The organism is Gordonia sp. DT30 (assembly GCF_049844915.1).
In the GTDB taxonomy this organism is placed as follows: domain Bacteria; phylum Actinomycetota; class Actinomycetes; order Mycobacteriales; family Mycobacteriaceae; genus Gordonia.
Genome location: NZ_JBNCLY010000001.1, coordinates 78131 through 92899, shown reverse-complemented (window position 1 = coordinate 92899; position 14769 = coordinate 78131). Strand labels below are relative to the sequence as shown.

Annotated in this window: 11 protein-coding genes and 1 riboswitch; of the genes, 6 read left to right on the top strand and 5 right to left on the bottom strand. The window is 67.2% G+C overall.

Annotated elements, in window-relative coordinates:
* The first annotated feature begins 10 nt into the window (after nt 1-10).
* From ACLQ3C_RS00430 to ACLQ3C_RS00405, 6 genes are all read left to right on the top strand, one after another.
* The gene (locus ACLQ3C_RS00430) at nt 11-1444 is read left to right on the top strand and encodes a GuaB1 family IMP dehydrogenase-related protein (RefSeq protein ID WP_425702445.1); all 1434 of its coding nucleotides are present in this window, start codon (nt 11-13) and stop codon (nt 1442-1444) included.
* Between the two features lie 7 nt (nt 1445-1451).
* Nucleotides 1452-2906 carry a hemolysin family protein gene (locus ACLQ3C_RS00425; protein WP_425702443.1) on the top strand — a complete coding sequence of 485 codons (1455 nt, stop codon included), beginning with the start codon at nt 1452-1454 and terminating at the stop codon, nt 2904-2906.
* Nucleotides 2903-3979 (top strand): hemolysin family protein, encoded by a 1077-nt coding sequence (locus tag ACLQ3C_RS00420; protein WP_425702441.1) that lies wholly within the window; start codon nt 2903-2905, stop codon nt 3977-3979. Before ACLQ3C_RS00425 ends, ACLQ3C_RS00420 begins: the two co-directional genes overlap by 4 nt.
* A 1-nt stretch (nt 3980) precedes the next feature.
* On the top strand, nt 3981-4895 hold the full coding sequence (locus tag ACLQ3C_RS00415) for a 3-methyladenine DNA glycosylase (protein ID WP_425702439.1): 915 nt from the start codon (nt 3981-3983) through the stop codon (nt 4893-4895).
* Nucleotides 4896-4997: 102 nt separating this feature from the next.
* Nucleotides 4998-7184 (top strand): malate synthase G, encoded by a 2187-nt coding sequence (locus tag ACLQ3C_RS00410; RefSeq protein WP_425702438.1) that lies wholly within the window; start codon nt 4998-5000, stop codon nt 7182-7184.
* A 66-nt stretch (nt 7185-7250) separates the two neighbouring features.
* Nucleotides 7251-8441 (top strand): hypothetical protein, encoded by a 1191-nt coding sequence (locus tag ACLQ3C_RS00405; RefSeq protein WP_425702437.1) that lies wholly within the window; start codon nt 7251-7253, stop codon nt 8439-8441.
* Nucleotides 8442-8502: 61 nt separating this feature from the next.
* On the opposite strand, the gene gcvP is transcribed toward ACLQ3C_RS00405, so the two are convergent.
* The 5 genes from gcvP to garA form a co-directional block, all read right to left on the bottom strand.
* The gene (gene gcvP, locus ACLQ3C_RS00400; RefSeq protein ID WP_425702909.1) at nt 8503-11376 is read right to left on the bottom strand and encodes an aminomethyl-transferring glycine dehydrogenase; all 2874 of its coding nucleotides are present in this window, start codon (nt 11374-11376) and stop codon (nt 8503-8505) included.
* Between the two features lie 267 nt (nt 11377-11643).
* Nucleotides 11644-11766, bottom strand: a riboswitch (glycine riboswitch).
* A gap of 57 nt (nt 11767-11823) precedes the next feature.
* A complete protein-coding gene (locus tag ACLQ3C_RS00395) occupies nt 11824-12450 on the bottom strand; it encodes a MerR family transcriptional regulator (protein ID WP_425702436.1) in 627 nt (208 codons plus the stop codon).
* Nucleotides 12451-12724: 274 nt separating this feature from the next.
* Nucleotides 12725-13225 carry a bifunctional nuclease family protein gene (locus tag ACLQ3C_RS00390; protein ID WP_425702435.1) on the bottom strand — a complete coding sequence of 167 codons (501 nt, stop codon included), beginning with the start codon at nt 13223-13225 and terminating at the stop codon, nt 12725-12727.
* 153 nt (nt 13226-13378) lie between these two features.
* Complete coding sequence (locus ACLQ3C_RS00385; protein ID WP_425702433.1) at nt 13379-14062, bottom strand: MerR family transcriptional regulator; 684 nt, start codon at nt 14060-14062, stop codon at nt 13379-13381.
* A 43-nt stretch (nt 14063-14105) separates the two neighbouring features.
* On the bottom strand, nt 14106-14555 hold the full coding sequence (gene garA, locus ACLQ3C_RS00380) for a glycogen accumulation regulator GarA (RefSeq protein ID WP_425702908.1): 450 nt from the start codon (nt 14553-14555) through the stop codon (nt 14106-14108).
* Nucleotides 14556-14769 lie beyond the last annotated feature (214 nt).

Here is a 14769-nt window from a genome sequence, read left to right as displayed (position 1 = left end):
GAGCACTCCGATGCAATTCCTCTCCGGTCATCACCTGACCCACGATCTCACCTATGACGATGTGTTCGTCGTCCCGAACCGTTCCGACGTGACGTCGCGCTTCGACGTCGACCTGAGCACACACGACGGGTCGGGCACCACCGTTCCGATCGTGTCGGCGAACATGACCGCGGTGTCGGGAAAACGGATGGCCGAAACCCTCGCGCGCCGAGGCGGACTCGCGGTGCTGCCGCAGGATCTCCCGTTGGCGGCGGCCACCCGTTCGATCGCCTTCGTCAAGTCGCGCGACCTGGTGGCCGACACGCCGGTCGTGTTGACGCGTGAGGACTCGGTCTCCGATGCCCTCGCGCTGCTGACCAAGCGTGCGCACGGCGCGGCGGTCGTCGTCGACGATGACGTCCCGGTGGGTCTGGTCACCGAAGCCGCGTGCGCCGACGTGGATCGCTTCGCCCGCGTCGCCGACATCCTGGCCCCGGTGGTGGTCACGTTGCCGGTGCACACCCCGCCCCGCGAGGTATTCGATGCGTTGACCGAACTGCGTCAGGAGCTGGCGGTTCTGACCCACGCCGACGGCACACTCGCCGGCGTACTGACACGGGTCGCGGCTCTGCGTCACGGCGTCTACCGACCCAACGTCGACGCCGACGGTCACCTACGGATCGCCGCAGCGGTCGGCATCAACAGCGATGCGGCCGCCAAGGCGACCGACCTGGTGAAGGCCGGGGCAGATCTGTTGGTCATCGATACTGCTCACGGACACCAGGAGCGTATGCTCGCCGCCATCGAATCGGTCGCCGCCGTCGACCTCGGCGTGCCGATCGTCGCAGGCAACGTGGTCTCCGCCGAGGGCACCATCGACCTCATCCGCGCCGGCGCCGACATCGTCAAGGTCGGGGTCGGGCCCGGCGCGATGTGCACGACGCGGATGATGACCGGTGTCGGTCGTCCGCAGTTCTCGGCGGTGGCCGACTGCGCCGCCGCCGCCCGCGAGCACGGTGCGCACGTCTGGGCCGACGGTGGCGTCCGGCATCCGCGTGACGTGGCCCTCGCGGTGGCCGCTGGTGCGTCCAACGTGATGATCGGGTCATGGTTCGCCGGCACCTATGAGTCGCCCGGTGATCTGCAGCAGGACGCGCACGGCGCATACAAGGTCAGTTTCGGCATGGCATCCAAACGCGCGGTCGTCGCCCGCTCGGCCGATGACAACTCGTACGACCGGGCCCGCAAGAGCCTGTTCGAAGAAGGCATCTCGTCATCGCGGATCCCGATCGACCCCGATCGGCCCAGCGTCGAGGACCTGATCGACCACATCTGCTCGGGCGTACGCAGTACGGCCACCTACACCGGGGCGCGCACCCTGACCGAACTGCACGACCGGGTCGTCCTCGGGGTGCAGTCGGCCGCCGGATTCGCGGAGGGCCGCCCCTTGCCGGGCGGGTGGTGAGCGCCGGGTGCAGACAGTCCTCTACGTCGCCGGGCTCGTCGGCTTCGTCGCACTGACCCTCGGCACCGCGTTGTTCGTGGCCGCCGAGTTCTCGCTCACCGCGCTGGAACGTTCGGCGGTCGATTCCGATGTCGCCACCCGCGGTGACCGTCGGTCGCGGATGGTGCAGCGCGCCCACCGCACCCTCTCGTTCCAGTTGTCCGGGGCGCAGCTCGGCATCACGATCACCACACTGGTCACCGGCTACATCGCCGAACCCGTTCTCGCCCAGCTCATCACGCCGGGCCTGAAGGCCGCGGGGCTCGGTGCCGGGGCAGCGTCGGGCGTCGCGCTGGCGTTGTCGCTGATCATCGCCACTTCGCTGTCGATGGTGTTCGGCGAGCTCGTCCCGAAGAACCTCGCGATCGCCAATCCGCTCGCGGTGGCGCGGGCGACCGCGGGGCTGATGACGATCTTCTCGGCGACCTTCCGGTACGTGATCAACGGTCTCAACAGCTCGGCGAACTGGGTGGTGCGCCGGTTCGGCATCGAACCGGCGGAGGAACTCCGATCGGGACGTTCACCGCAGGAGCTGGCGTCGCTGGTCCGCAACTCGGCCCGGCAGGGCTCCATCGACGAGGACACCGCAACGCTGGTCAATCGTTCGCTGCGATTCGGTGAACTGACCGCCGAGGATCTGATGACTCCGCGCGTCACCGTCGAATGTCTCGACCGGGATGCCAGTGTCCGCGATCTGGTGATCGCGTGCTCGGCCACCGGTCACTCCCGGTTCCCGGTCGTCGACGACGGTGATCTCGACGAACTGATCGGCGTCGTGCACATCAAGCAGGCCTTCACCGTCGCACCCGAACAACAGTCCACGACCACTGTCGCGGCCCTCGCCCGGGCGGTCGGGCGGGTACCGGTCACTCTCGACGGCGACGCCTTGATGGAACGCATCCGGGCAGACGGTATGGAACTGTGCGTCGTCATCGACGAGTACGGCGGCACTGCCGGGATCGTGACCACCGAGGACCTCATCGAGGAGATCCTCGGCGACGTCACCGACGAACACGACAACGAGCACCCCGATGTGCAGGCCGATGGGGACGGCGGATTCCTGTGCTCGGGGCTGCTGCGTGTCGACGAGTTGTATGACGCCACCGGTTACCGCGCGCCCGACGGTTCCTACGACACCCTCGGCGGCCTCGTGATGTTTGTCCTCGGACGTGTTCCGCAAGCGGGCGACACCCTCGAACTGCCCGCCCGCACGCCGGTGGTCGAATCCGATTCCGATGATGACGAGAGCGATGATTTCGACGACGAGTTCCCGGCCCAGCGCTGGCGGGCGAGAGTGACCGAGATGGACGGCCGCCGCGTCGACGTCGTGTCCGTGCAGCCCATCACCGACGATGCATCCGACGCCCCGCCCACACCCGACCGACCGACCGAGCGCGACGCGCCGACGGGACGCGACCGGTGAACGACATCGGGGCCATCGTGCTGGCGGTGGCGTTATTGGCGGGCAACGCATTCTTCGTCGGCGCGGAATTCTCGATCATCTCCGCGCGCCGCGACCGCCTCGAGGCTCTTGCCGAGAGCGGAAAGTCACGTGCACGCATGGTGATCCGTGCCGGCGAGCAACTGTCGTTGATCCTGGCCGGTGCGCAACTGGGCATCACGGTGTGCTCGATTCTGCTGGGCCGGGTCGCCGAGCCAGCGATCGCACATCTACTCGAGGCGCCATTGGATCTGGCGCGTGTCCCCGATCAACTGCTGCACCCGATCGCGTTTGTCGTCGCCTTGGCGTTGGTGGTGGTGCTACACATCCTGCTCGGCGAGATGGTCCCCAAGAACATCGCACTCGCGGGACCGGAGGCGTCGGCAATGCTACTGGTGCCGGTGCACCTGGTATTCATCAAGATCGCACGGCCGTTCATCAGCATCTACAACTGGCTGGCCACCATCACGCTGCGGGCGATGCGGGTGGAACCCAAGGATGAACTCGATTCGACGGTGTCGCCGGTCCAACTGGCCCAGATGCTCGGCGAATCCCGCGAGGAAGGTCTCATCGACGCCGAGGAGCACGCGCGTCTGAACCGGGCACTGCGATCGGTGAGTCGCATGGTTGCCGAGGTGATGATCCCGCTCGACCGGATGCGCAGTGTCGATGTCGAGCGTGATCCGGCGACCGGCGGCACCGGGCCGACACTGGGTGCGGTCGAACGCGCGGTCAGTGCCACCGGATTCTCTCGATTCCCGGTACGTGATCCCGATGGCACCTACACCGGCTACCTGCATCTCAAGGACATCCTCGACGACATTCTCGACGAACGGATCGGTCCCGACACCGTCATCGGGATCGACAAGGTCCGGGCGCTGCCGGTGATCGCCGCCGACACCCCACTCGACGAGGCGACCGGAGTGCTGCGCCGTACCAGCTCGCACCTCGGTGCCGTCGTCGACGAGTCCGGCCGCACCGTCGGGATCGTGGCCCTCGCCGACCTCGTCGAGGAGTTCGTCGGCACCGTCAACGACGAAACCCACCGGATCTGACGTGCCGACGCACACGTTGACCCCGGCGCAGTGGCTCGCGCAGCGGGCCGCGCACGAGCGACGGGTGGAGGAGGCCATCGGCCCGTACCTGCGCCTGCGTCGAACGGGCCGCAGCCATCCGGTGCTGGACTTCCTGTTCACCTATTACTCCTCGCGGCCCGCACACATCCGCCGCTGGCATCCCGGCTTCGGCGTCGTCCTGGAGACGGACGACGACGCGCAGGCCCGTGACCTCCTCACGCTGCGCGGCTATCACCGCACGGCCGACGGAGTACGGGTCGATCCCGAGTTTCTGTCCCGTCGTCTCGATGCGGTGCGCGCCGCCCGCGCGTTGCTCACCGCGACCGGTGCGCGGACGGCGCGGTTGGGCTGCTTCGGACTGCATGAGTGGGCGATGGTCTACCGCTGTCGCGACACCCGCCACCCGCACCCGCTACGACTCGGCGCCACCGGCACCGACGCCGTCGTCGAGTCGATGCCATTGCGCTGTACACATTTCGATGCGTTCCGGTTCTTCACCGATCCGGCGCGCCCCCGCAACGAGCGCCCCCTGTCCCCTGCCGATCGTCACAGCACCGATCAACCCGGCTGTCTACACGTCGCCATGGACCTCTACCGCACATGCTTCACCCTCTCCCCGCTGCTCGAGTCCGGTCTCACCCTCGCTGCCTTCGAACTCGCCCGCGACGCCCGCGAGATCGACATGCGGGCCAGCCCCTACGATCTGCGCGAACTCGGCTACCAGCCGATCCCGGTCGAGTCCGCCACCGGGCGCGCCGAGTACGTCCGGGAGCAGACCGCCATCACGCAGCGGGCCGGTGCGGTGCGCGCACAGATCGTTGCCGCGCTCGGCGCCCTGCCCGGCGTCGAACGCGATGAACCCACCGCCACCGAGGTCGAGGTTTCCGCCGAGTAGCATAGAGGACCGCACACCGCAGAACCACGGGTCGGCGACACCGCGACGCCCATCGCCGGGCATGGCCGGAACCCGTGGGCACCGTATCGAAGGAAGGCGCACATGTCGGACCGGATCACCGTCAACGGCTTGCAGGTCTCTCGAGTTCTCTACGACTTCGTCAACGACGAGGCGCTGCCGGGCACCGGAGTAGACGCCGACACGTTCTGGTCGGGGGCCGCCGAGGTCATCAACGATCTCGCGCCGCGCAACAAAAAGCTACTCGCGGTCCGCGACGAGCTACAGACCAAGATCGACGCCTGGCACCGTGATCACCGGGGCGCCGACTTCACCGATCCGGCCACCTTCGCCGAGTACAAACAGTTCCTCACCGAGATCGGCTACCTCGTCCCGGTTCCCGACGACTTCGAGATCGGCACCGCCGGGGTCGATCGGGAGATCAGCGAGACCGCCGGCCCGCAGTTGGTCGTGCCGATCCTCAACGCCCGGTTCGCCCTCAATGCGTCCAACGCCCGATGGGGGTCGTTGTACGACGCCCTGTATGGGACCGATGTCATTCCCGAGACCGGCGGCGCCGAAAAGGGCAGTTCCTACAACAAGGTTCGCGGCGACAAGGTGATCGCCTACGCAAAGGCGTTCCTGGACAAGGCGGTTCCGCTCGAGCGGGGCAGCTACACCGACGTCACCGCATTCACCATCGCCGGTGGCGCGCTGACCGTCACCCTGGCCGACGGCTCCACCTCGGCCCTCGCCGATTCGTCGGCGTTCGCCGGCTACCGCGGCGACGCCTCGGCGCCGGCGTCGATCCTGTTGCGCCACAACGGTCTCTACCTCGACATCGAGATCGATCCGACCTCGCCGATCGGCCAGACCGATCCGGCGGGCGTCAAGGACGTCGTGATGGAGTCGGCCATCACCACGATCATGGACTTCGAGGACTCGATCGCGGCCGTCGACGCCGACGACAAGGTCCTCGGTTACCGGAACTGGCTCGGCCTCAACAAGGGTGATCTGGCCGAGGAGGTCGCCAAGGGCGGCAAGACCTTCACCCGCACTCTCAACGGCAACCGCGAATACAACGCACCCGACGGCTCCGGCTTCGACCTGCACGGTCGCTCGCTGCTGTTCGTGCGCAACGTCGGTCACCTGATGACCAATCCGGCGATCCTCGACGCCGACGGCAACGAGGTGCCCGAGGGCATTCTCGACGCACTCTTCACCGCGCTGGCCGGTATCCCCGGACTCTCCGGCACGGGCCTGCAGAACTCCCGCACCGGATCGATCTACATCGTCAAGCCGAAGATGCACGGCCCCGACGAGGTCGCCTTCACCGCCGAATTGTTCGGCCGGGTGGAGAAGGTCCTCGGCCTGCCCGAGAACACCCTCAAGGTGGGGATCATGGACGAGGAGCGCCGCACCACGGTGAACCTCAAGGCGGCCATCAAGGCCGCGGAGAATCGCGTGGTCTTCATCAACACCGGCTTTCTCGACCGCACCGGCGACGAGATCCACACCTCGATGGAAGCCGGCGCGATGATCCGCAAGGGCGAGATGAAGAAGCAGAAGTGGATTCTTGCGTACGAGGACTTCAACGTGGACACCGGCCTGGCCGCCGGTCTGCAGCACAAGGCCCAGATCGGTAAGGGCATGTGGGCGATGACCGATCTCATGGCCGACATGGTCGAGCAGAAGATCGGCCAGCCCAAGGCCGGGGCGACCACCGCCTGGGTGCCCTCACCGACGGCTGCGACCCTGCACGCAATGCACTATCACCTCGTCGACGTCTTCGAACGTCAAAACGAGATCGCCAAGCGTGATCCGGCGTCGGTCGACGACATCCTCACCATCCCGCTGGCCCCCAAGACCGACTGGTCCGACGAGGAAAAGCGTGAGGAGCTCGACAACAACTGCCAGTCCATCCTCGGATATGTGGTGCGCTGGATCGATCACGGCGTCGGTTGCTCGAAGGTCCCCGACATCCACGACATAGCGCTGATGGAGGACCGCGCGACACTGCGGATCTCGAGTCAGTTGCTCGCAAACTGGATCCGGCACGAAATCGTGACGGCCGACGAAGTGGTCGAGTCGCTGAAGCGGATGGCCCCGGTCGTCGACCGCCAGAACGAGGGGGATCCGACCTATTCACCGATGGCGCCGGACTTCGACACCAACATCGCGTGGCAGGCAGCAAAGGAACTCATTCTCGAGGGCACCACACAACCGAGCGGTTACACCGAGCCGATCCTGCATCGTCGGCGCCGCGAGTACAAAGCCGCCGCACAGGCGTGAGGTAACGACCGGCCCGGGCACACCACGAGGTGCGCCCGGGCCGGTCGGATAATGGGAGGACCCGGGGTGGCACACCATCGCGTCAATGATGACAAGAACAAGCTGCGGCATCGTGGAGTGAGCCGCGGCCTCGTCCTGGCGCTGCTGGCGGTGGTGCTGGTGGCCGCGTGCGTGGTGGTGTGGTTCCGGGTCGGTGATCACGTGAACCGTGAGGCCGATCAAGCCGCCGCCACGTGCGTCAAGGGGCCGGCCACGGTGACGATCCTCGCCGACCCGGACATCACCCCCGGACTCACGGCCGTCGCTGCGGCCTACAGCGATACCCATCCGGTCGTCCGGGACCACTGTGTGCGCATCGCGGTGGCGGCCCGAGACGCCAAGGTCACCCTCGACGGACTGACAGGCAACTGGGACACGGCGTCGATGGGGGCCTACCCGGCCGCCTGGGTTCCGCAGTCCTCGGTGTGGGCGGCCGAGCTCACGACGGCCAAACCGGATCTCGTCGACGGTGATCCGGACTCGCTGGTGACCTCCCCGGTCGTGCTCGCCACCGCGCCCGAACTCGGCACGAAGCTCTCCGGCCGACTCGATTGGGGCCAGTTGCCCACCTTGCAGCGACGTGACGACAGTCTCGGTGATTTCGGCCTCCAGGGCTGGGGCTCGCTGCGCATGGCAATGCCCAGGGAGGGCCAGTCCGACCCGACCGCACTGGCCGCGCAGGCGGTGGCGATGCGGGTGACCCGGAGCATGGGCACATTGACCGCCGACGACGCCGCCTCTCCACGCGTCGCGTCGAGCATCGATGCCCTCACCGAATCGGCGCCGCGCTCCCCCGACGGATCCCCGGCCGGAGCGGCCGGCGCGATCGCCGACGCGAGCGATCCTGCCACGGCCGCGATCCATGCCGTGCCGATCACCGAGCAGCGGTTGTATCAGCTGACGAAAAACGACGCCCGCGCCCGCCTTGCCGAGGTGATGCCGTCGGGCCCGACGCCCATCGCCGACTTCCCGGTGGTGCATCTGAAGGGCGATCAGGTGCCCGAATTCGCCGGTGCCGCGGTAGCCGAATTCCTCACCTTCGCAGGCAAACCCGAACATTTGCGGGCACTCACCGTCCTGGGTTTCCGCGGCGACGCCCCGCTACCGGCGAAGACCGCGACAGTGACCTTTCCGGTGACCGACGACCCGATGCCGAATCCGGAAAACCAGGCCATCGTGACGATCAACAAGCTGATCTACGGCCCCTCGGCCGGCTGATCGGCCGTCGGCCCACCCGGTCTTCGGGCGGCCGACGCCCGTCACGGCAGGCGAACCGATGTCACTCGGCGAATGCCGACACCGGCGGGCAGCTGCACACCAGGTTGCGGTCGCCGAACGCACCGTCGATGCGCCGCACCGCGGGCCACACCTTGGCCCGCGCACCCGCCGAGGGCAGACCCTGCGGATACACCGCGGTCTCCCGCGAATACGGATGATCCCACTCGCCTACGAGAGACTCGGCGGTGTGCGGCGCGCCGCGCAACGGGTTGTCGTCAGCCGGCCAGGTCCCCGCACCGACCTCGTCGATCTCCGCGCGAATCGCGATCATCGCGTCACAGAAGGCGTCGAGCTCGGCGAGGTTCTCACTCTCGGTCGGTTCCACCATCAGCGTTCCGGCCACCGGAAAGCTCATGGTCGGGGCATGGAAACCATAGTCGGCCAGTCGCTTTGCCACATCGTCGACGGTGACTCCGGTCGCCTTGGTCAACGGCCGCAGATCAAGGATCGCCTCGTGGGCGACCCAGCCACCCACCGCCCCGGTGTCCGCACCGGCGGCCTCCTCGCCCGTGTAGAGCACCGGGTAGTGATCGGCCAGGCGTCGCGCGATGTAGTTCGCCGACGCGATTGCCGTCAACGTCGCCCGGCGCAGGCCCTGCGCACCCATCATCGCGATGTAGGCGTAGGTGATCGGCAAAATGGACGCCGACCCGTACGGGGCTGCCGCGATCGTGACGTCCCCGGGAAGTTCGGGAGCGAGCGGATGTCCGGGCAGGAAGGCCGCGAGATGCTTTCCGACCGCGATCGGACCGACACCGGGTCCACCCCCGCCGTGCGGGATGCAGAAGGTCTTGTGCAGGTTCAGGTGGCTCACGTCGCCGCCGAAGCGGCCTGGGCGGGCGACGCCGACGAGCGCGTTCAGGTTGGCGCCGTCGACGTACACCTGTCCGCCCGCGTCGTGGACGGCGCCGCAGATCTCGGCGATGTCGTGCTCGAAGACCCCGTGGGTGGACGGATAGGTGATCATGATCGCGGCCAGCCGTGGGCCGTGCGCGGTGACCTTCGCCCGCAGGTCGTCCACATCGACGTCACCGTTGGCCCGGCAGGCGACCACGACCACGCGCATGCCTGCCATCACCGCCGAAGCCGCGTTGGTGCCGTGCGCACTCGACGGGATCAGGCAGACGTCACGATCGGTGTCGCCACGGCTGTGGTGATAGCGGCGGATCGCGAGCAGACCCGCGTATTCGCCCTGTGATCCGGCATTCGGTTGCAGACTGACCCGGTCGTAGCCGGTGATCGCCACCAGCCACGACTCCAGGGTCGCGATCAACTCACGAATCCCGGCGCCGTCCGATTCCGGTGCGAACGGATGAAGTCCGGCAAATCCCGGCCACGTGATGGGCTCCATCTCCGCGGTCGCGTTGAGCTTCATGGTGCAGGAGCCGAGCGGGATCATACTGCGGTCGAGCGCAATGTCCTTGTCGGACAATGCCCGTAGGTATCGCAGCATCGACGTTTCGGTGCGGTGGCGGTTGAACGCCGGATGGGTCAGGTAGTCGCTGCTGCGCGTCTCGACGGGCGCCGCGAACCCGCGTGGCACCACCCCGGCGGCGTCGAAGGCGCGCAGGACGGCCTCCACATCGTCGAGAGTCGTCGTCTCGTCGCAGGCGATACGGACGAGGTCGTCGCCGGCACTCCACAGGTTGATACCGGCATGTCGCGCGGCCGACAGCACTCCGTCGGCGGCATCGGGCACGCGCACCGACACCGTGTCGAAGAAGCTCGCATGCTCGACGGAGAACCCGGCCGCGGCAAGGCTGTCGGCGATCAGTGCCGCACGCTCGTGCACCCGGGTTGCGATGGCGCGCAGTCCCGCCGGACCGTGGTAGGCCGCGTACATCGCGGCGACCACCGCCAGTAGCACCTGGGCGGTGCAGATGTTGCTGGTCGCCTTCTCGCGGCGGATGTGCTGTTCGCGCGTTTGCAGGGAGAGCCGGTACGCGAGGTTTCCGTCGGCGTCCCGGGAGACGCCGACCAGCCGGCCGGGCATCTGGCGGGTATGGGCCGTGCGCACCGCGAGGTAGCCGGCGTGCGGTCCGCCGAAGCCCATCGGCACACCGAATCGCTGGGTGGTGCCGAACCCGACGTCGGTGCCCTGCTCACCCGGCGGCGTGATCAACGTCAGCGCGAGCAGGTCCGCCCCGACCGCAACCAGCGCACCGCCACTGTGGGCGGCGTCGATGATCGGTGCGGCATCGACGATGCGGCCCGACGCGCCCGGGATCTGCATGACGACACCGAAGTACTCACCGTCGGGTAGACCGCACCCGGGCAGCCCCGGATTCAGTGCGGCCTCCACGATCTCGATCCCCAGCGGCTCGGCCCGGGTCTCGATGACCGCACGCGTCTGTGGGAACAGGTCGGCATCGACCACAAGCCGCGCCGACTTCGACTTGCCGGCCCGACGCATCAGGGTCATCGCCTCGGCGGCCGCGGTCGCCTCATCCAGCATTGACGAGTTGGCCACGGGCAGTCCGGTGAGGTCGGCGACCATCGTCTGGAAGTTGAGCAGCGCCTCGAGGCGACCCTGACTGATCTCCGGCTGGTATGGCGTGTAGGCGGTGTACCAGGCGGGATTCTCGAGCACGTTACGCAGGATCACCGGCGGCGTGTGGGTGTCGTAGTAACCGAGCCCGATCATCGACCGCATCACCGTGTTGCGAGCGGCGAGTCCGGCGAGCGTTGCGAGTGCCTCGTGTTCGCTCACCGCGGCCGGAAGCGCGTCGAGTCCGTTGTCGCGGGGATCGTCGGCGATCACCGCAGGCACCACGCGTGCGGCGAGTTCGTCGAGTGAGTCCACCCCGATCGTGGCGAGAATCCGCGCGGTCTCCTCGGCATCGGGACCCACGTGCCGGTCGACGAACTCGGCCATGGGTTGGGTCGCCGGGGTCTGGGTCGCCGGGGTCTGGGTCGCCGGGGTCTGGGTCGCCGTGGGTTGGATGACTGGGGGCTGGCTCGGACGGGACAAGTCTGGACCTCTCGCGGGATCCGGCTTTCGGATCGTCGGGTCCTCCCCCTCTGTCATGCCGTCGGACCGTGGTCCGAGCAGGCGCCTGAGAGATTCGGCCGACGCGGCGTCACCGACGCGTTCGCCTTTCACCGTGGGCGGACGAAATATTCGTCACTTTCCAGAGACGCCGTCGACATCACGGTCCGGGTGCCTGAGAGTTTGACGGAGAGGTATTGCTCCTTCGGCGGCCATCACCTCGTCGAAAGCCCTGACCGGGTCTCGGGGGTGGAGGCGCTCTCCCGTGATGCAGCGACGCGACGTCAGTCTACCGTCAGGTAAACGGAGCGCACGACCACACCCGGGGGCCGGCTAACCGGTCTGCCGGGTTCGGCTCTTGCGCCGCGCGGCCAGTTCGTCCTCCGGGGCGGTCTCGGTGACGCCGCCGTCGGCCCGCTCACCCGGGAACTCCGCGATCGTGCCCGTCAGCTCGCGCATCGCCCCGCTCACCGCGATGCCGAATACGCCCTGACCGCCCTGGAGTAGGTCGACGACCTCTTCGGCGGAGGTGCACTCGTAGACGGTGGTGCCATCGGAGAACAGCGTGATGCGAGCGAGATCCTCGACGCCACGCTGACGCAGATGGTCGACGGCCACGCGGATGTTCTGCAGTGAGATCCCGGTGTCGAGCAGCCGCTTGACGATCTTGAGGACGAGAACGTCCTTGAACGAGTAGAGACGCTGACTCCCCGAGCCGGCCGCACTGCGAATCGAGGGCACCACGAGCGAGGTCCGCGCCCAGTAGTCGAGCTGACGGTAGGTGATGCCGGCGATCTGACAGGCACTCGGCCCGCGGTAGCCGATCAGTTCGTCGGGAACGGCATCGCCCGGGAAGAGTCCCGGAGCGATGTCCTCGAGACTTCCCTGCGTCGCCGGTGCCGTTCGCGACGCGACCGGATCCCCGGTCGTCGCGTCGCTGTCCATCGGCTGATCGCCCACTGCAGACTCCTCGCCACCGTCTGAACCGGTCGGACGGGCGGGCAAATCGTCGGCCCACCTTCGGTGGCCTACTCTACGCGCTCGTCAACCGGTTGATCTCTGCTCGCCACGGATGTCCTGCGGCGATCTGCCACAGACGCTATGCCTGCCGATGATCCCGAATCAACGCGACGCGCCATAAGGCTCAAGCTCTACTTGAGATGGAGGCAGACGGAGACCAGACGGTAGCCGATCCGTGACGTGTCGCTACCAGCATCCGAGCGCGGTTACGCCCTCACGCGCCGCCGCTGGCCTTGAAGTCGTCGGGAGAGACGTTGTCGAGGAACTCCTTGAACTTCTCGACCTCGTCTTCCTTCTCGTCGGGCGCCTCGTCGGTGTCGTCATCCGGGATGAGTAGGCCCGCCTCGGCGAGGACCTCCTCATCGGCGATGATCGGCACCTCCGCGCGCATCGCGACGGCGATCGCGTCGGAGGGACGCGCCGAGATCCGGAGGTCGTTGGCGAACACCATCTCGGCGTAGAACGTGCCCTCCTGCATGTCGACGATGCGTACCTCGACCAGTGTCTGCCCGAACTCTTCGATCAGGTTCACGATCAGATCATGAGTCAACGGCCGAGGAGGTTCTATACCCTTCTGCCGCAACGCAATTGACGCAGCTTCGCTCTGCCCGATCCAGATCGGCAGATACCGCGCGCCGTCGACCTCGCGCAGCAACAGCACGGGTTGACTCTGTGGCGGCTCGACGCGGATACCCACCACGCGCATTTCGGTCATCTCATGCACCTCCACCCGATGACGACGGACCCGATTTGGTTGTTGTCGACGCTACACCGCACCGCCGTCACATGGCCGCCGACTCGGTGACCGCCCGGGGCCGAAAGTCGTCTCGAGACGATGGACGAACACAGGCGCCGAACCGGGTCCGGCTCAGTCCAACACGTCGCGGACGGCAGCCTTGACCAGCTGGGTATGCAGGGTTACCGAGAGCGCGGCGATCTCGCGCACCAACTCCTCTGCGCGGTCTCGCGCACCGGTTCCCTTTCCCTTCGCGATCGGGCTGGCGATCTGGGCGACCAGACCGGCCTCCCGATCGGCGGAGACCTTGAACGCGCGCAGATGCCGGGTCTCGACACCGTAACTGGCCAGCGCTGCTGCCGCTTCGACCAAGCGCACCGCATCCTCGTCGAAGAAGCCGGCAGGCCCGGGTGTCAACAGCCCGCTGCGCTGCAGTTCGGTGACAAATGCGGAATCGACCGCGGTACGGTCTATCAGCGATTCACGCGACACCCGATCACCGCGGGAACCGAAATCGGTGGCCGGGGCCACCACTGAACGCGCCGACGACAACAGCCGCGTACCGGCGGCCGGCCCATCGTTGCCGTGGTCGATGGCCTCGAGTTGTTCCTTGATCACCTTCAGCGGCAGGTACCGATCACGTTGCGCGGTCAGAACAAACCGCAAGCGCTCACAGTCGGATTGACTGAAGCGCCGATATCCCGACGGGGCCCGCTCCGGACTGATCAGCCCTTCGGATTCGAGGAATCGGATCTTGGAGATGGTGACGTCGGGAAAGTCCTCACGCAAGAGCGTCAGGACCGATCCAATCGACATCGGTCCGTCGCCGCGCTGTGCTGCTGGGTAGGCCGGCACGTGCCTACGAAGCGGATCCGTCGCGCGGGCCGCTCAGGAACACGAGCCGGAACTTGCCGATCTGAACCTCGTCGCCGTTGCCCAGTGTCGCCGAGTCGACCGGCTCACGGTTCACGTATGTGCCATTGAGGCTGCCCACGTCGACCACCTGGAACTCGCGCTCCGACAGTCGAAACTCAGCGTGCCGACGGCTGACCGTCACATCATCGAGGAAGATGTCGCTGTCGGGGTGACGCCCCGCGGACGTGGTCGCCTGATCGAGCAGGAACCGCGATCCGGCATTGGGGCCGCGCTTGACGACAAGCAGCGCCGTGCCAGGCGAGAGCCGCTCCACCCCGGTGTCGGCGGGCTCACTCGAGGTACTCGGCGAATCGAGTTCGTTGATGAACTCCTCGCGGAAGACCGATGTGGTCTCCACGGGCGCCTCGAAGTCCTTGTCGTTGTCGCTCACTATCTCTCCTTCGTCGTCCGCTGCGCTGCCGTCGTCCGCAGTGCACTGTCATCGGTCGCGGCGCCGTCGAGGCGCTCGGCCGCGCCGAAGCGTGTCAGGGAACCGGGTGTGCGGCGCTCTTGGCCTCCACTCGGGCGCAAGCGCCGGCACCCGAATCCAACCTACCTTTTCGCGCGGGACCCGACCCGTCGAACCCGACAGACACCGCTTGATCATA